The 18,960-nt window shown below is 33.2% G+C and carries 18 protein-coding genes; 15 read left to right on the top strand and 3 right to left on the bottom strand.

What is annotated here, in order from left to right; genetic code table 11:
- Positions 1 to 159 precede the first annotated feature (159 nt).
- The 15 genes from ACJJVO_RS02190 (at position 160) to ACJJVO_RS02120 (ending at position 16,242) form a co-directional block, all read left to right on the top strand.
- A complete protein-coding gene (locus tag ACJJVO_RS02190) occupies positions 160 to 1,260 on the top strand; it encodes a PQQ-dependent sugar dehydrogenase (RefSeq protein ID WP_405569898.1) in 1,101 nt (366 codons plus the stop codon).
- Positions 1,257 to 1,685: a c-type cytochrome gene (locus tag ACJJVO_RS02185; RefSeq protein WP_405569896.1), complete on the top strand. Its 429-nt coding sequence runs from the start codon at positions 1,257 to 1,259 to the stop codon at positions 1,683 to 1,685. Before ACJJVO_RS02190 ends, ACJJVO_RS02185 begins: the two co-directional genes overlap by 4 nt.
- 57 nt (positions 1,686 to 1,742) lie before the next feature.
- Positions 1,743 to 2,348, top strand: a complete 606-nt coding sequence (gene udk / locus ACJJVO_RS02180) for a uridine kinase (RefSeq protein ID WP_405569894.1) — start codon at positions 1,743 to 1,745, stop codon at positions 2,346 to 2,348.
- Positions 2,348 to 2,674 (top strand): septum formation initiator family protein, encoded by a 327-nt coding sequence (locus ACJJVO_RS02175; protein ID WP_405569891.1) that lies wholly within the window; start codon positions 2,348 to 2,350, stop codon positions 2,672 to 2,674. The genes udk and ACJJVO_RS02175 overlap by 1 nt, the downstream gene beginning before the upstream one ends.
- Complete coding sequence (locus tag ACJJVO_RS02170; RefSeq protein WP_405569889.1) at positions 2,667 to 4,061, top strand: methylmalonyl-CoA mutase subunit beta; 1,395 nt, start codon at positions 2,667 to 2,669, stop codon at positions 4,059 to 4,061. Before ACJJVO_RS02175 ends, ACJJVO_RS02170 begins: the two co-directional genes overlap by 8 nt.
- Positions 4,062 to 4,103: 42 nt before the next feature.
- Positions 4,104 to 6,227 carry a methylmalonyl-CoA mutase gene (gene scpA / locus ACJJVO_RS02165; protein ID WP_405569887.1) on the top strand — a complete coding sequence of 708 codons (2,124 nt, stop codon included), beginning with the start codon at positions 4,104 to 4,106 and terminating at the stop codon, positions 6,225 to 6,227.
- An 84-nt stretch (positions 6,228 to 6,311) separates the two neighbouring features.
- Positions 6,312 to 7,193 carry an SDR family oxidoreductase gene (locus tag ACJJVO_RS02160; protein ID WP_405569885.1) on the top strand — a complete coding sequence of 294 codons (882 nt, stop codon included), beginning with the start codon at positions 6,312 to 6,314 and terminating at the stop codon, positions 7,191 to 7,193.
- A gap of 335 nt (positions 7,194 to 7,528) precedes the next feature.
- Positions 7,529 to 10,372 (top strand): M16 family metallopeptidase, encoded by a 2,844-nt coding sequence (locus ACJJVO_RS02155; RefSeq protein WP_405569883.1) that lies wholly within the window; start codon positions 7,529 to 7,531, stop codon positions 10,370 to 10,372.
- A gap of 218 nt (positions 10,373 to 10,590) precedes the next feature.
- Positions 10,591 to 11,358, top strand: a complete 768-nt coding sequence (locus ACJJVO_RS02150) for a ParA family protein (protein WP_405569881.1) — start codon at positions 10,591 to 10,593, stop codon at positions 11,356 to 11,358.
- On the top strand, positions 11,358 to 12,263 hold the full coding sequence (locus ACJJVO_RS02145) for a ParB/RepB/Spo0J family partition protein (RefSeq protein ID WP_405569878.1): 906 nt from the start codon (positions 11,358 to 11,360) through the stop codon (positions 12,261 to 12,263). Before ACJJVO_RS02150 ends, ACJJVO_RS02145 begins: the two co-directional genes overlap by 1 nt.
- Positions 12,253 to 12,840 (top strand): DUF5683 domain-containing protein, encoded by a 588-nt coding sequence (locus ACJJVO_RS02140; protein WP_405569877.1) that lies wholly within the window; start codon positions 12,253 to 12,255, stop codon positions 12,838 to 12,840. Before ACJJVO_RS02145 ends, ACJJVO_RS02140 begins: the two co-directional genes overlap by 11 nt.
- Positions 12,841 to 12,914: 74 nt before the next feature.
- Complete coding sequence (gene dapB / locus ACJJVO_RS02135; protein WP_405569875.1) at positions 12,915 to 13,616, top strand: 4-hydroxy-tetrahydrodipicolinate reductase; 702 nt, start codon at positions 12,915 to 12,917, stop codon at positions 13,614 to 13,616.
- A 61-nt stretch (positions 13,617 to 13,677) separates the two neighbouring features.
- Positions 13,678 to 15,297, top strand: coding sequence for a signal peptidase I (lepB, locus tag ACJJVO_RS02130; RefSeq protein WP_405569872.1), 1,620 nt, complete (start codon positions 13,678 to 13,680; stop codon positions 15,295 to 15,297).
- Positions 15,298 to 15,306: 9 nt separating this feature from the next.
- Positions 15,307 to 15,927, top strand: a complete 621-nt coding sequence (locus ACJJVO_RS02125) for a WbqC family protein (RefSeq protein ID WP_405569870.1) — start codon at positions 15,307 to 15,309, stop codon at positions 15,925 to 15,927.
- Between the two features lie 6 nt (positions 15,928 to 15,933).
- Entirely contained in the window at positions 15,934 to 16,242 is a 309-nt protein-coding gene (locus ACJJVO_RS02120) for a DUF6122 family protein (protein ID WP_405569868.1), read from the top strand.
- On the opposite strand, the gene ACJJVO_RS02115 is transcribed toward ACJJVO_RS02120, so the two are convergent.
- The 3 genes from ACJJVO_RS02115 to ACJJVO_RS02105 are packed head-to-tail and all read right to left on the bottom strand — an operon-like array spanning position 16,234 to position 18,960.
- The gene (locus tag ACJJVO_RS02115; protein ID WP_405569866.1) at positions 16,234 to 17,259 is read right to left on the bottom strand and encodes an endonuclease/exonuclease/phosphatase family protein; all 1,026 of its coding nucleotides are present in this window, start codon (positions 17,257 to 17,259) and stop codon (positions 16,234 to 16,236) included. The genes ACJJVO_RS02120 and ACJJVO_RS02115 overlap by 9 nt on opposite strands.
- Positions 17,260 to 17,266: 7 nt before the next feature.
- The gene (locus ACJJVO_RS02110) at positions 17,267 to 18,136 is read right to left on the bottom strand and encodes a rhomboid family intramembrane serine protease (protein ID WP_405569864.1); all 870 of its coding nucleotides are present in this window, start codon (positions 18,134 to 18,136) and stop codon (positions 17,267 to 17,269) included.
- A 2-nt stretch (positions 18,137 to 18,138) separates the two neighbouring features.
- A complete protein-coding gene (locus ACJJVO_RS02105; protein WP_405569861.1) occupies positions 18,139 to 18,960 on the bottom strand; it encodes a rhomboid family intramembrane serine protease in 822 nt (273 codons plus the stop codon).

Below are 18,960 nucleotides of genomic sequence, written 5' to 3'. Positions count from 1 at the left end.
GACTGCAAATATATAGTTTTTCTTTAAAATACAACTACATTTATATAACTTTAAAACCATATTCTTTTTCCGAATTTCAAAATGAAAAATGAGCATGTCAAATTTCTCACCGATTGCATTGATTATTAATGCTTAACGTGCACCAATACATCTAAACACATGAAATTAAAAAACATTATCATTGGTTTAATTCTTACTAGCACTTTTGCTTGTGCCCAAGATAAGAATCCAGTAAATAGCCAAAACGGTTATGAAGTTATAGTTTCAGACCTTAATATTCCATGGGGTTTTACATTTCTTCCTGATAGCACTATGTTAATTACAGAAAAATCTGGACAGCTCATTCATTTTAAAGATGGAAAAAAAACAACTATTTCAGGTTTACCAGAAATCTATGTTCGTGGTCAAGGTGGTTTATTAGATATTATTTTGCATCCAGATCACAAAACTAACGGTTGGATATACTTTTCTTATGCATCACCAGACGGTAAAGAAGATGGTGGTAACACGGCTATCGCAAGAGCAAAGCTAAAAGACAACAACTTAACAGACTTAGAAGTTTTATATAAAGCCACACCAAATACTACTAAAGGTCAACATTTTGGTTCTCGATTAATTTTTGATAACAGTGGCTACTTGTTTTTCACTATAGGTGAGCGTGGCAATAGAGACGAGAATCCACAAGACATCACTAGAGATGGTGGTAAAATATACCGTATCAATGATGACGGCTCAATACCAGAAGACAATCCATTTGTTAGCGAGTCTAATGCCAAAATAGCGATATATTCTTATGGTCACAGAAATCCTCAAGGCATGACACTTCATCCTAAAACAAAGGAAATTTGGACACACGAGCATGGTCCAAAAGGCGGTGATGAAATTAATATTATTAAAGCTGGTAAAAATTACGGCTGGCCAATAATTAGCTACGGAGTTAATTACAGCGGTACTTCATTTACTGACATCACAGAAAAAGAAGGCATGGAGCAACCAATTCATTATTGGGATCCATCAATAGCGCCTAGCGGAATGGCATTTATTAATAGTGAAAAATATGGAGATTGGAATGGTAACCTTCTGGTTGGCTCGTTAAAATTTCAATATTTAGATTTATGCACTTTAAAAGACAATAAAGTTATAAAAGAAGAACGTTTATTAGATAATTTGGGACGTGTAAGAAGTGTTAACCAAGGACCTGATGGCTTCATTTACGTTGGAATTGAAAATTTAGGTATTGTGAAATTAATTAGAAAATGAAGAAATTAATTATAATAGGCATTTCTGTTTTGACGTTTATATCAAGTTATATAAATTCAAAAACACACAATTTAAAAATTCCAAATCAAGTCGTCTCCGAATTACAAGAAAGTATTAAACGAGGCGGTATGGTTTACGAAGACATGTGTAATACTTGTCATTTACCCAATGGTTTAGGAGTAAGCAAAGTGTATCCACCTTTAGCAAATTCAGATTATTTAAGAGAAAAGCAAATAGAAAGCATAAAAGCAATAAAGTATGGACTATCAGGACAAATCACGGTTAATGGTAATTCTTATAATGGCACAATGACAACGTTAGGACTATCAGACCAAGAAGTCGCAGATGTTATGAATTACATCAACAACAATTGGGGAAATTCCATTGAAAACTTTGTAACAGCTAAGAAAGTTTCCGAGTTATAGACTTTTATAATACTTAAATAATTAAATTTGTCGCACTAAGACAAATCAAATTTAAATATGCTTATTATAGGAATCGCAGGTGGTACAGGCTGTGGAAAAACAACAGTAGTTAATACAATTCTAAAAGAATTACCAGAAGGGCAAGTTGGTGTAATTAGCCAGGATTCTTATTATAAAGACACATCTCATCTAAATTTTGAAGAACGTGTAAAAATTAATTTCGATCATCCAAGATCTATTGATTTTGAATTACTAGAACAACACTTAACAGAATTAAGAGAAGGTAAATCTATTAACCAACCCGTTTATTCTTTTGTTAAACATAATCGCACAGGAGACATAATTGTAACAAAACCAAGAAAAGTAATGATAGTTGAAGGGATTTTAATTCTCTCTCATCCAGAAATTCGCGAACTTTTTGATATTAAAATATTTGTACATGCTGATTCTGACGAGCGCTTAATTCGTCGTTTAAAGCGAGATATCACAGAACGCGGTAGAGATATAGACGAAGTTCTATTACGTTACCAAAACACTCTTAAACCTATGCATCAGCAATTTATTGAACCAATGAAAGAATATGCAGATATCATAATTCCTAACAATAAATACAACACTGTCGCTGTAGATATCGTTAAAACTATAATCAACGAACGTTTGTAATGAAACTATTCAACTCTAAATATATAAAACCGTTTAAGAACATTTACGCCATTGTTCTGATCGTTTTTGTGGTTTGGATGATGTTTTTTGATGCACATTCATGGCTGTTTCATCACGAATTAAACACCGATATTGAAGAGTTAGAATACCAAAAAGAACATTACAGAAATGAAATGGCTAAAGATAATAAAGCCATAAAAGAATTAAGTACAGAAGAAGGCATTGAGCGTACTGCACGTGAGAACTATTACATGAAAAAGTCAAATGAAGACATCTATATCATTGAATACGAAGACAGTATAGCGAAACAAAAACAGGATGAGTGAATTATTATTTAAAGATTTTGAAGACGTATCCTCAAAAGCTTGGAAACAAAAAATTCAATTTGATCTAAGAGGCGCAGATTATAACGAGACATTAATCTGGAAAACCAATGAAGGCATAAATGTAAAACCATTTTACCATTCAGATGGGTTTAATGAATTACCTAAAGTTTCAAAAAGCAAAGCTACAGAATGGAAAATAAGCCAGTCTATAACTGTTAACAATGCTAAAACCGCGAATTTAAAAGTAATTGATGCTATTCATCGCGGAGCCGAAAACATATTTTTCAACATAAAATCTAAAAATATATCCGTTGAAGATTTATTCAAAAACATAGATTTAGACACTATAAACATTGATATTACCTGTGATTTTATTTCTGCATCTTTTGCCAAAAACCTAAATAGCACTATTTTAAGTAAAGTTAATCATCCTCAAACATATATTCACTCCGATATTATTGGGAATCTAGCAAAGACAGGTAATTGGCATAATAATCTCAAAGAAGACTTCAACAATTTTAAATCAATTGCCAACTCAACCAATCATATTGGTATCAATTTAGGATTGTACCAAAACGCTGGAGCAACCATTATACAGCAGTTAGCCTATGGATTGGCTCACGCGAACGAATACCTAAACCATATAGACAAAATTATAGAGAAGGAATCTAAGCAATTGCTTCAAGTGACTTTCTGCATCGCAGTTGGTTCTAATTATTTTTTCGAAATCGCCAAAATTAGAGCCTTACGCCTATTGTGGTCAACACTAGCTTCAGAATACAATATAAACACAAATTGTAGAATCCTAGCCACACCAAGCAAGCGTAACAAAACAATTTACGATTATAATGTAAACATGTTACGAACCTCTACTGAATGTATGAGCAGCATTCTTGGAGGTGCCAACGTCATTTGTAATTTATCTTACGATGCTTTATTTCATAGCTCAAATGAATTTGGTGAACGTATAGCTCGCAACCAACTTTTAATATTAAAGAACGAAAGCCATTTCGATAAAGTAAACAATCCTTCGGACGGATCATATTACATAGAAAGTTTAACCAATCAATTATCAGAAAAAGCATTATCTCTTTTTAAAGATATAGAATCTAATGGTGGTTTTTTAAGTCAACTCAAAGAAGGTACAATTCAACGAAAAATTAAAGAGTCTGCGGCTAAAGAACAAGCCGATTTTGATACTGAAAAATTAGTATTATTAGGAACGAATAAGCACCCTAATTTAAGTGATAAAATGGCAAATGATCTAGAATTAAGCCCCTTTATTAAAATTAAAAAACGAAAAACACTTATTGAACCAATTATTGAGAAAAGACTATCTGAAAATTTGGAAATCAAAAGATTAAAAGAAGAAGAAAACCAACTATAGACAAAATCTATAGTGTCTTTTTCCGACTAAAAACCCTTTTCAATGTCAAGAAAAAATCTTCAACATATAAAACTACACAACAAAGTTGAACATTCAAATTTTGAAGCAGAAAACAACTTTATAACCGCTGAAAATATCACCATAAAATCAACGTATTCAAAAAATGATATTGACAATATTGAACACCTAAACTTCGTAGCCGGAATTTCACCTTATCTCCGTGGACCATATTCAACAATGTATGTGCGTAGACCTTGGACGATTAGACAATATGCTGGCTTCTCAACAGCAGAAGAAAGCAACGCCTTTTACAGACGAAATTTAGCTGCAGGACAAAAAGGATTATCAGTAGCCTTTGATTTAGCAACACATAGAGGTTACGACTCTGATCACGACCGTGTGGTTGGAGATGTTGGTAAAGCTGGTGTTGCAATAGACTCAGTTGAAGATATGAAAATTCTCTTCGACCAGATTCCATTAGATAAAATGTCTGTTTCTATGACCATGAACGGAGCAGTGTTACCCATTATGGCTTTTTATATTGTAGCTGCAGAAGAACAAGGTGTATCACCAGAGCAATTATCCGGCACCATTCAAAATGATATTTTAAAGGAATTTATGGTACGTAATACGTACATCTACCCACCAACACCTTCCATGAAAATTATATCTGATATTTTTGAATACACAAGCCAAAACATGCCCAAATTCAATAGTATCAGCATCTCAGGTTATCACATGCAAGAAGCCGGAGCTACTTGTGACATTGAATTAGCTTACACTTTAGCAGATGGACTAGAATACATTAGAAAAGGCTTAGATGCAGGCATGGATATTGACACCTTCGCTCCTCGCCTATCGTTCTTTTGGGCCATTGGCATGAATCATTTTATGGAAATCGCCAAAATGCGTGCAGCACGTATGCTTTGGGCTAAAATAGTAAAACAATTCAATCCTAAAAATCAAAAATCATTAGCACTAAGAACACATTGCCAAACAAGTGGTTGGAGTTTAACAGAACAAGATCCTTTTAATAACATTACCAGAACATGTATTGAAGCATCTGCAGCTGCTTTTGGTGGCACTCAAAGCTTACACACTAACGCTTTAGACGAAGCTATTGCATTACCAACAGACTTTTCTGCACGCATCGCAAGAAATACGCAGATTTATTTACAAGAAGAAACTCATATCACAAAAACAGTAGATCCATGGGCTGGCAGTTATTATGTTGAAAAACTAACAAACGATATTGCTCAAAAAGCATGGGAATTAATTGAAGAAGTTGAAGCATTAGGTGGAATGACCAAAGCTATTGAAGCTGGAATTCCGAAATTACGTATTGAAGAAGCTGCTGCACGAAAACAAGCACGTATAGATTCTAATCAAGATATCATTGTAGGAGTTAATAAATACAGACTAGAACAAGAAGACCCTATTACTACCCTAGAAGTAGATAATCAAAGTGTTCGATTGCAACAAATTGAACGTTTAAACCACATAAAATCAAGTCGCGATACTGACGCTGTTAATGACGCTTTATCTAAATTAATGGCAGCCGCTAAGACAAGTGATGATAATTTATTAGCTTTAGCAGTAGACGCAGCGAGAAAACGCGCTACTTTAGGTGAAATAAGCAATGCTTTAGAAGCTGAATTTGGAAGACACAAAGCACAAATAAAATCTTTTTCAGGAGTGTATAGCAAAGAAATAAAAGGCGATAAAAGCTTTCAGAAAGCTAAAGAATTAGCAGATTTATTTGCAGAGCAAGATGGTCGTAGACCTCGAATTATGATTGCTAAAATGGGACAAGATGGTCACGACAGAGGTGCAAAAGTTATTGCAACTGGCTATGCAGATGTTGGTTTCGATGTAGATATTGGGCCACTTTTTCAAACTCCTATGGAAGCCGCAAAGCAAGCTATTGAAAACGATGTTCATATTCTAGGTGTATCTACATTAGCCGCAGGACACAAAACACTCGTCCCTCAAGTTATAGAAGAACTTAAAAAATACGGTAGAGATGATATTATGGTCATTGTCGGAGGTGTAATACCAAAACAAGATTACCAATTTTTATTAGATGCTGGAGCCGTTGCCGTTTTTGGTCCTGGAACAAAAATTAGTGAAGCTGCTATTCAGATTTTAGAAATTTTGATTGATTAACTTTTAAGAATAGTATTCAATCTTGGTTTTTCAGAAACAATTAACTAACAGATAAACAACTAATTTCACATAAATAAAACGAACATGAATCACACCAATAAAATGCTCAGAGATGACGCTTTAAAAGGAAAAACAATTGTAGTAACAGGTGGAGGAAGCGGCTTAGGCAAATCCATGACGAGATACTTCTTAGAACTTGGTGCTAATGTTGCTATATCTTCTCGTGATTTAGATAAACTGAAAAACACAGCAAAGGAATTAGAAGCTGAAACTGGTGGTACATGCTTACCTATACAATGTGACGTGCGAGAATATCATCAAGTAGAAAACATGAGAAAAACCGTTGTCGAAAAATTTGGTAAAGTAGACATCCTACTCAATAATGCAGCCGGTAACTTTATTTCTCCAACAGAACGCCTTTCCCCTAGAGCTTTTGACGTGATTATAGATATTGTGCTAAAAGGCACAAAAAATTGCATGTTAGCCTTTGGCAAGCATTGGATAGACACTAAACAATCTAACACCAATGTTTTAAGCATTGTCACCACATATTCATGGACAGGTTCTGGATACGTAGTACCAAGTGCAGCTGCCAAAGCAGGAGTTTTGGCTATGACACGAAGTCTTGCTGTAGAATGGGCAAAATACGGCATGCGATTTAATGCTATTGCACCAGGACCATTTCCCACTAAAGGAGCTTGGGATCGTTTGATGCCTGGTGATCTTCAAGAAAAATTTGACATGGCTAAAAAAGTACCATTAAATCGTGTTGGTGAGCATCAAGAGTTAGCCAATTTAGCCGCTTATTTAGTATCTGACTTTTCTGCTTATATGAATGGAGAAGTTGTAACTTTAGATGGAGGAGAATGGTTAAAAGGCGCAGGAGAATTCAATATGCTCTCTGGTGTTACCGAAAACCAATGGGATGACTTAGAAAAAATGATTCGCGCAAAAAAGAATAAATAATCTCTTAAGTAACCAGACTTTTTTTGGTTATCGCATCATTCATACTCAGATAAGTTACATGCTACTTCTTTACACTCTTAAACCACGCCTCAAGAAGACATTCCACCTAATATAACTGATTAGACTGTACACTAGAGAGTGCTTTTAGGGTGTTTTTATTTGATAACTAACAGGTACTTCTACCCTAACTATCATCAAAAAAATTATCTCCTCCTACGTGCAATATTCAACTAAAAATTTAGTTAAAATATTGCTATTCCTTTTTAAATTAGCTAATTATAGCTAATTTAGAAGAAATTTCTCATAAATTATTAATCTATTAAACCTATCAATCAATGAAAAAATTAATTTTCAGCACAGTTGTTTTGTTGTGCTTATCCATCGCATTTCCCTCAAATGCACAGGTTGTTGCTGCAAAATCAGAAGCAAAGCTTAAGTACAATCCTAAAAACCCCATTCCTACAGATCCTAATGTAAAAACAGGTAAGTTAGACAATGGTCTCACCTATTACATTCAAAATAATCCTAAACCAGAAAATAAAGTAGAATTAAGATTAGTTATTAATGCTGGTTCTATTTTAGAGGATGAAGACCAATTAGGCTTAGCACATTTTATGGAGCACATGTGCTTTAATGGCACTAAAAATTTCAAAAAAAATGAGTTGGTTGATTATCTACAAAGTATTGGTGTAAAATTTGGTGCGCACCTTAATGCATATACTAGTTTTGACCAAACGGTTTACATTCTCCCTATTCCAAGTGATGACCCTGAAAAACTAGAACAAGGTTTTCAGATCATTGAAGACTGGGCACACAATGCTTTATTAACTGATGAAGAAATTGATAATGAACGTGGTGTTGTTTTAGAAGAATATCGTTTAGGTAAAGGCGCAGACGAGCGTATGATGCAAAGGTATTTACCAAAAATGATGTATGGTTCTATGTATGCGGAACGTCTTCCTATTGGTACAAAAGAAAATTTAGAAACGTTTAAGTACGAAAGTTTAAAACGTTTTTACAACGATTGGTACAGACCAGATTTAATGGCAGTTGTTGCTGTTGGAGATATTGATGTAGCCACATTAGAAGCGAAGATCAAATCTCATTTCGGACATATAAAAAACCCTGTAAACCCAAGACCAAGACCGTCTTTCGATTTACCAAACCACAAAGAAACCTTTGTAGCAATTGAATCAGACAAAGAAGCTCCTTTCTCTAATGTAAGATTAATGTTTAAGGATAAGGTAAATTCTAAGCCAAATGTAACTTACGCTGATTACAGAAAATCTATGGTAGAAAATTTATTTTCTCAGATGATTAATAATCGTTTAGATGAAATTAGAAATGGAGAAAACCCACCATTTGTTTATGGATTCACCTATTATGGTGGTACTTATGCACGTACAAAGAACGCTTTTCAGTCTCAAGCTATGACAAGTCCTACAGGACAATTAGATGCATTAAAAACGCTTTTGGTAGAAAACGAGCGTGTACGTAAGCATGGTTTTTTTGAAGGTGAATTTAATCGTGCCAAAAAAGATATTGTTGCTAGAATGGAGCGTGCTTTTAAAGACAAAGACAAAATGGAATCTGGAAGAATTGTAGGCAGTTATGTGAATAATTTTTTAGAACAAAACCCAATTCCTGGCATGGAATGGCGTTTCAACTTTACGAATTCGCAATTACCAACTATCACTTTAGACGAAGTTAATGCCCTTATAAAAGATTACATTAAAGAAGATAACCGTGTCGTTATTTTAACTGGACCAGAAAAAGACGATTTAGAAAAAGTTAACGAAGCACAAGTATTAGAATTACTAAATACGGTTAAAACAATGGATTTAAAACCTTATGAAGATAAAGCCGTTGCTACAAGCTTAATGACTAAAACACCAACTAAAGGTAGTATTAAAGAGTATAAAACAGACGAAATACTTGGTACTACAACTTTAATATTAAGCAATGGAGCTACTGTAACTTACAAAAAGACAGAGTTTAAAAATGACGAAGTCTTATTTGATGCTTTTAGCTATGGAGGCACATCATTATATACTGATGAAGAATATTTAGCAACAAACAATGCCAATCGCGGCCTAACAGAAGCTGGAATTAATGGTTTTGATAAAATTGAATTAAGCAAAATGATGTCTGGTAAAATTGCTAATGTAAGATTATCAATTGGCACGTATAGCGAAGGTTTATCTGGTAATACAACTCCTAAAGATTTAGAAACCTTATTTCAATTAACACACCTCCACTTTACAGCTTTAAATAAAGATGAAAAAGCATTTAGAAGTTATGCAGATAAACAGAAGGCATTCTTAGGCAATCTAATGTCTAGTCCGCAGTTCTATTTTCAAAATGCAATGTCTGAGTTTATGTATGGTAAAAGTCCTCGTTACACAGGCTTCCCAACTGCAGAAGACATGGACAATGCAGACTATAACCTAGCTTACAAAAAATACAAAGAACGTTTTGCAGATGCTAGTGACTTCCATTTTTACTTTGTAGGTAATATAGATGAAGAAAAATTGGTTAACTTATGTGAAACCTATTTAGCAAGCTTACCAGGAAAAGGTAGTAATGAAACTTATAATGTAACTGATTTTAGACCCTTAACAGGTGCTCACAAGAAAATCATAGAAAAAGGTGAAGACCCTAAAAGTTCTGTAAGAATGACTTATCATGGTCCAACTGAATATAATGAAAAAGAAGCACATGCCCTTACGAGTTTAGCAGAAGTTTTAACTATTAAACTTATTGAAAAACTTAGAGAAGAAGAAGGCGGAGTTTATGGTGCAGGTGCAAACGCAAGAATAAGCAACATGCCTTATGATTGGTATAGTTTTAATATTAGTTTCCCATGTGGTCCAGAAAATGTTGATAAACTTATAGCAGCGACCTTAACAGAAGTTGATGAATTAGTGGCTAATGGTCCAACAGAAAAAGATTTAGAAAAAGTTAAAAAAGCTCAAATCTTAGACTACAAAGAAGATTTAAAAACAAATCGTTTCTGGTTAAGTCAACTTAAAAATGCAGATTATCTCAAAAAAGACGCACATAACATCTTAAAATTTGAAGAAGCAGTAAATGGCTTAACTGTTGCTGATCTGCATAACGTAGCAAAAAAATACTTAACACAAGGATACATTACTGGCATTCACAATCCAGAAAAATAAGATTTAAATTTTCAATTTAAAAAGCAGCCTTCTTAATCACATTTTGAAGGCTGTATTTTTTTATATAAGTGTTAACAACTTGAATTTTATAAACTCGTAAATAATCGTATTTTTACCGTGAACTTATTACAGTATTTAACAATACAAAAAAGCGTAGCTTTTGCTTTTTGGCGAAAGCTTTTTTAAGTTTCATATTTTAGAATAAACCAAATCATTTAATGGGTAAAATCATTGCAATAGCAAATCAAAAGGGAGGTGTTGGTAAAACAACAACCTCAGTAAATCTTGCAGCTTCATTGGGAGCTTTAGAGAAAAAAGTCTTACTTATAGATGCCGACCCACAAGCCAACGCTAGTTCTGGTTTGGGAATAGATGTCGACACCATTGAAATAGGTTCCTACCAAGTCATAGAACATTCCGCAGAAGCAAAAGAAGCCATTGTTGCTTCTAATGCTCCAAATGTAGATTTAATTCCGGCTCATATAGATCTTGTAGCTATTGAAATAGAATTAGTAGACAAAGAAGAGCGTGAGTACATGCTTAAAAAAGCGATTGTAGATTTAAAATCTGAATATGATTATATCTTAATTGACTGTGCTCCATCGTTAGGCTTGTTAACTTTAAATGCTTTAACCGCTGCAGATTCTGTAATTATTCCTATTCAATGCGAATATTTTGCACTTGAAGGATTAGGAAAACTGTTAAATACTATTAAAAGTGTACAAAAAATACATAATGCAGCGTTAGATATAGAAGGTATGTTACTCACCATGTTCGATTCGCGTTTACGCCTTTCTAACCAAGTAGTAGAGGAAGTACAAAAACACTTTAGCGATATGGTGTTTGAAACTATTATACAACGTAACGTGCGCTTAGGAGAAGCTCCTAGTTTTGGAGAAAGCATTATTAACTATGATGTAAGTAGCAAAGGAGCGGTAAATTATTTGAGCTTAGCTAAAGAGCTGATTAAGAAAAATGAATTATAATGGCGAAAGCAACAAAAAAACAAGCATTAGGTAGAGGGCTTTCTGCTTTATTAAAAGATCCGGAGAACGATATTAACTCTGCAGAAGATAAAAATGCAGATAAAGTAGTTGGTAATATTGTTGAGCTAGATATTGACAGTATTGAGGTTAACCCGTTTCAACCTAGAACAAACTTTAACGAAGAAACATTAAGAGAACTCGCTTCTTCTATTCGAGAACTTGGTGTTATTCAACCTATAACGGTAAGAAAACTCGCTTTCAATAAGTACCAATTAGTTTCTGGTGAGCGTCGTTTTAGAGCTTCAAAATTAATTGGCTTAGAAGCGATACCTGCGTATATAAGAATTGCTAATGACCAAGAGTCATTAGAAATGGCATTAGTAGAAAATATTCAACGTCAAGATTTAGATGCGATAGAAATTGCTTTGTCTTACCAACGTTTAATTGACGAAATCAATTTAACTCAAGAGCAAATGAGCGAAAGAGTTGGTAAAAAACGTTCTACAATTGCCAATTATTTACGTTTATTAAAGTTAGACCCTATTATTCAAACTGGTATCCGTGATGGATTTATTAGTATGGGTCATGGAAGAGCAATGGTAAACATTGAAAACCAAGTAGATCAGCTAGAAGTTTACGAAAAAATAATCAGTAATAAATTATCTGTAAGAGCAACTGAGCAATTAGTGAAGAACTTTGGTTCTGAAGATACACCACCAAAACCTGAAGAAATCACATCTGAAATCCCTAAGTATATTAAAAAAGGGGTAAAAGATTTTTCAGATTATTTTGGTCATAAAATAGATGTGAAAATTGCTAAAAACGGTAGTGGTAGAATAACAATTCCTTTTCATTCTGAAGAAGATTTTAACCGCATTAAAAAATTAGTACAGCGTGACAAATAAATCTTTATTTAGTCTCTTACTGTGCTTATTCTCAGTATTATTTTCGTTTTCTCAAAAAGAAAAAGACAGCACTAGCATTACTATAAGTGAAACTACTTTAATTACCAGTGAAAATATAATAAAAAAGGAAATTGATCCTTTAAGGCCTTCAAAAGCCGCATTCTATTCAGCTGTGCTTCCTGGTTTAGGACAAGCTTACAATAAAAAATATTGGAAAATCCCTATTGTTTGGGGAGCTATAGGAGCTGGTGTCTATTTCTATGTAAGAAATGATAAACAATACGATCGCTATAGAGATGCTTATAAAAGTCGTTTGGCAGGTTTTGAGGATGATGAATTTTATGGTGTAATATCAGACGATGGCCTTATTAGAGCGCAACAACAGTTTAACAGAAACAAGGAAATGTCGTTATTAATAACCATAGGTTTATATGCTTTAAATGTTATTGATGCTAATGTAGATGCGCATTTACTTCAGTTTAATGTTGATGAAAATCTAAGTTTAAGTCCGCATTACCAATATAATGAAATGGAAAACACTTCAGATTTAGGATTAACCGTAAATTTTAAATTCTAAGTTTATTATAGGTATTAACATGATGATTCACTCACTTAACTACCTTTTTATAATTACAATAAACCAATTACAAAATGAAAATAGCTTTACTAGGTTATGGTAAAATGGGCAAAAGTATTGAGGCCATTGCATTGCACCGAAATCATACAATTTCTTTAATAGTATCAGATTCTAATTCTGATTATGATTTTTCAAATTCTGATGTTGCTATTGATTTTAGCATTCCATCTGTAGCTGTTTCAAATATAAAAAAAGCCATAGATGCTGGGATTCCTGTAATTTCTGGTACAACAGGTTGGTTAGATCAATACCAAGACGTTTTAGATTATTGTAACTCTAAAAACGGCACGTTTTTATACGCTTCTAATTTTAGTTTAGGTGTAAACCTATTTTTTGAGCTTAATAAAAGATTGAGTGAATTAATGTCTAACACTTCTGAGTACACCACAGAAATTGAAGAAATTCATCACACACAAAAATTAGATGCACCTAGTGGTACGGCTATTACTTTAGCAGAACAAATTATAGAAAACACACATTATACTAATTGGACTTTAGAGGCACCTAAACCAAATGAAATTCATATTAATGCTAAACGCATAGAAAATGTTCCTGGCACTCATGAAATTTCATATAATTCTGAAATTGATTCCATAAACATAAAGCATACAGCACACAGCAGACAAGGCTTTGCTATGGGAGCTGTAGTTGCTGCAGAATGGATTAAGGACAAAAAAGGCATCTTTAGTATGAAAGATGTGTTAAACATTGGTTAATTTGCCAAACATTTGAAACAAATTGAAATAATTTTCAACCTATTAGATTAAATATCATATTATGAGCTGGACACAGTGGTTTATCTTTTTACTCATTTTACAAATCATACATGGCTTAGGTACATGGAAATTATATATTAAAGCAGGTAGAAAACCTTGGGAAGCCTTTGTCCCAGTTTACAATGCTGTAATTTTAATGAAAATTATTTCGCGTCCTTGGTGGTGGGTAATATTAATGTTTTTACCAATTGTAAACCTTATTATGATTCCTGCTGCTTGGGTAGAAACCGCAAGAGCTTTTGGAAAAGACACTAAATTAGATGCACTTTTATGCATCGTTACATTAGGTTTTTATCTTTACTATCTTAACTATGTAGCAGAGGTTAATTATGTAGAAAACAGAAAACTCACTCCTAAAACATCTACAGGAGAATGGATCACCTCAATACTTTTCGCTATTGTAGCAGCAACTATTGTGCATACCTATTTCTTTCAACCATTTGTAATACCGTCATCATCATTAGAGAAATCGTTATTAGTAGGTGATTTTCTTATTGTAAGTAAAATACATTATGGACCACGCTTACCAATGACAACTGTTGGCGCACCAATGGTGCATGATACGATCCCTAAATTAGGTATCAAATCGTATTTATTCAACGATCATTTTGAAGAACGTAATACGTCTTGGAAGAACAAATTACAATTACCATATTTTAGATTCCCTGGTTTTGAAAAAATTGAGCGCAACGACATTGTAGTATTTGGCCAACCTGCGGATACTTTGGTGGATATGAATAAGTTTACACCAGACCGAAATTATTACAAGCCTATTGACAAAAAAACCAACTTAGTGAAACGTTGTGTTGGTATTCCTGGAGATACGCTAGAAGTTAGAAATGGAGTAGTATTTATTAATGGTAAACAAAATGAATTACCTAATAGAGCTAAGGTTCAATTTTCGTACGATATTGAATTTGCAAATATTACAGCCAATTCTATGTATGAGCTTAGCGAAAAAGTGAAGCCTATTCTAAAAAAATATGATATCACTGATGGTATCGGTTACGATAACCAACGTGAAACCTTTATAATACAAGCTACCCAAGAAGCGGCTAAAAAAGCAGTAGTACACCCAAATATTGCTTCAATAACCTTTCATGGTGAAGATAAAGGTATACGAGATAGTAGAGTATTTCCTCACGATTTAAAACACAATTGGAACTACAACTTTTTTGGACCTATTTGGATTCCTAAAGCTGGTGCCACTGTAAATTTAGATATGGATAACATTTCTATTTATAAGCGTGCCATTGGAGAATATGAAGGTCACGATGTTGTTACTAGAGGAAATCAAATTTTTATTGACAACCAACCTGCCACATCTTATACATTTAAACAAGATTACTATTGGATGATGGGAGATAATCGCCACAACTCTATTGATGCTAGAGCATGGGGTTTTGTGCCTTACGACCACGTTATTGGTAAACCTGTATTCATTTGGATGAGTATCGATGGTATTAATGAAGGACTTAAAAACTGGCGCATAAGATGGGATAGAGTCTTTACAACGGTTAGTGGCTCTGGCGAGCGCACATCTTATTTAATTCCGTTTATAATTCTTGTCTTAGGTATTACATTTTTTAATAAATGGAGAAAAAAGAAAAAAGCTCAGTAGCGTTAAGTTTTGAATAACCTTATATATCCCACTTATTTTCCCAACATTGCACATTTTTGGGCTATTGTAAATTCGGATTCCATTTGTTTTGAAGTCAGCGATAATTATCAAAAACAATCGTTCAGAAACCGAACTGAAATCTATGGAGCAAATGGTAAGTTGGCCTTAACTGTTCCTGTAAGCTATTCTCAAAAAAACAGGCAGCTGTATAGAGATGTAAAAATAGCAAATGATGAATCTTGGCAAATTCAGCATTTAAAATCCTTACAATCTGCTTATAGTATGTCTCCCTTTTTTGAGTTTTATATTGACGATTTAATGCCTCTTTTTGAAAATCATTTCGATTATATCTTAGACTTTAATCTAAAATGTTACGACTTACTATCAGATAGCTTACAATTAAACCAGTCACCAAGACATACCTCAATTTTTGAAATAAATCCTTCAGAGGAAAAAGATTTTAGAAACTTAGTCAAGCGAAATTCTAAAGTGCAATCACTTCAATCGTATACACAAGTTTTTACTGAGAAACATGGTTTTATTCCTAATCTTAGTATTTTAGATTTGTTATTTAATGAAGGACCCAATACAGAATTGTATTTGAAACGACAGCAATTAGTGATAATTTAAAGAATAATGCTTCAATCAACTGTCCATTATGGCATACACTTTGGTTTACCTTTAATTGTTGCCATTGTATTTTACAAAGACTATTGGCTAAAAGCCTATGCTATTATGCTTTTAGGAATGCTGATTGATTTAGATCACTTATTAGCAAATCCAATTTTCGATCCTTCGCGTTGTAGCATCAATTTTCATCCACTCCACTCCTACTACGCTATTATAGTTTACATGCTATTGTTAATACCTAAGAAGACCAGAATTATTGGTTTAGGTTTAGTGATTCATATTATTGCAGACACAGCAGATTGTTGGTTAATGTGATAACTTTAATGTTGTTTTAATAGGATAATGATCAGAAAGCTTTACTTCTAACGTTTCAAATCCATTCACTTCGAAATCTTTATCTGCCAAAATAAAATCTATTCGCATAGGAAAAAATTTAAAATCGTAAGTCCTACCAAAACCATTACCTGCTTGTTCAAACGTATCTTTTAAATCGTTTCCTTTAATCTTTCTATAAATATAAGAATACGCTGTATTATTAAAATCGCCTGTAACGATGGTTTTGTAATTAGACTTTGCCTTGTGTGCTAAAAACAACTCCACCTGCTCTTGCTGCGCTTTAAATGTAGCACCTACTTGTTTAAATAAATGTCCAGAGGTTTCTTCTTTAAGCTTCTCTACATCTACTTTTATACCTGATGATTGTAAGTGAAAATTATAAATTCTTATGGTATCTTTTTGCTTCACTATATCAACAAAAATGGCATTATTATAGGTATTAGGAAACTCTAAAGAACCCGAATTTACAATAGGAAATTTAGAAAAAACCGTTTGACCACCTTTAATTCCTTTTGAATATTCCGCATTAAAACTATAATAGTGTTTTATCTTAAGACGCTCACTTATTGGATACTCTTGAAGACACAACACATCTGGTGCTTCATCAGAGATTAATGCTAAAATGCTGTCTTTAACTGTTTTGCTAGGCAACCAACCAAACTTATTAAAAAGTCTGACATTAAACGACATTACAGAAAAATTAGCTTCATCTTCAATATGCGAAGATGCCGAAAACTTATACATAGAATTAATATAACTCCAACCCAACAATAACACCACCAAAGACAAAATCATTTGTTTCTTTACACGGAGTAACCAAAACACGAAGAAGATAACATTGAGTGAAATAAGTAGTGGCACACCTAAACTTAAAACAGATAATGTAGCAAAACGATTTGGAGGAATAAATGGTAGAATATAAGAAATAAGCAATAAAAATGCCACCAACGAATTGATTAAAAATATAATTTTACTACCGAATTTTAATCCTTTCACTTTGTTTTTATTTACCTGCCCTAAAAAGAAATTCCTTTTCCTCTGCGGTTAGGCTTTCGTAACCACTTTTACTAATTTTATCTAGAATTAAATCTATTTTCTTCTGATGATTAAACGAACTAAATTCGTCTTTAGTCTTTCCTGCATATTCCTTTTTTTGCGTTTTACGGTGTACTGTTTTAAGATTAGATTTTGGTTTAAACCAACTCATAAAGCTATCCATAGTACGCTCAAAACCAGAACCAATATCTGTACCTTTTAATAATTTAGTGGCATAAATATAACCTAATAAATAGCCGCCAAAATGAGCAACATAACCACCCTGATTTAAACCTGCAATTAATCTAAACAAATCTAAACCAACAATAACCATGGCAACATGTTTCCACTTTACGTTAAAAGAATTGAATAAACGTATTTCGGTATTTGGCATATAAGCAGCCACAAACATTAACAACGCACTCACACCTGCAGAAGCACCAACTAAAACACCATTTACTCCTAGAAAGTTAGCTGGCATTAGGTTTGCGAATGCTAGATAAGCCAATCCACCAAAAATAATACCCATAAAATAAACATTTAGAATCATTTTTGAACGAAACAAATTCATTGTTATTCTAGATAGGTAGTAAAGAAATAGCATATTAAAGGCCAGATGTAACAACCCACTATGTAGAAATCCATAGGTTATTATTGACCATGGTTGAAATAAAAAATCCATGATTCCAGATGGCAGTTCAAAATAGCTTAACACATCAATACGCAATAGTGATTTAAACACTAAACCAACAATAAATACTAGCACGTTAATGGCAATAATTTTACCAAAAACATCGAGCGTATTAAACTTATATTTTAAATCTTGAATTGTACTCATAATTAATTCCAACGGTATTTATCCTTTTCATTTTTCTTCCAAAAATACATTAAAAGAAAACCAGTAAGTGCGCCTCCAACGTGAGCCATATATGCTGTATTACTTGGGCTAAAGAAAGATTGACCTGTAAATGCTGAGATAATATCTAAAATTATTAATCCTGGAATAAAGTATTTTGCTTTTATAGGTATAGGTAAAAATATCATCATTAATTTAGCGTTTGGATTCATCATACCAAATGCCGCTAGCACTCCCATAATACAACCAGATGCTCCTACCATTGTACTACTAACAATACCATTTAAATTAAACAATGATTGAATAGAATTAATATTCAATTTCCCTTGATAGTTAGCTTCTTGCAAAAATGGCACCATTTTATCCAATAAAATTTCTCGCTTTAAATAGTTACCTTCTCTTGTATCTATATTTATTATCTTATGCAACAGATCATTACTCATATTTAAGTCTGCTACTGATTGAATAGCTGTAACATAATCATAATAATAGTAACCCAACTGAAATAATACAGCACCAAGTCCTGCAGAAAAATAAATAAATAAAAATTTCTTGGTACCTAATCGTTCTTCAACTGGTGTTCCAAACATCCAAAGCGCAAACATATTAAATAATATATGCGCTGGACTTCCATGCATAAACATGTGTGTTATTATTTGCCATGGCTGATACAAATCACTTTTAGGAAAATGCATAGCGAACCATTCATAAAATAATTCACCACCACCAACAGAAATTGTTCCAATGAACATTACGACATTAATAATAATTAAATGTTTTACTGCATCTGATATTTTAAACCTCAT

The organism is Winogradskyella sp. Asnod2-B02-A (genome assembly GCF_045063645.1).
Classification (GTDB): domain Bacteria; phylum Bacteroidota; class Bacteroidia; order Flavobacteriales; family Flavobacteriaceae; genus Winogradskyella.
The sequence above is the reverse complement of the archived record's forward strand: the minus strand, read 5'-3'. Positions and strand labels throughout refer to the sequence as shown.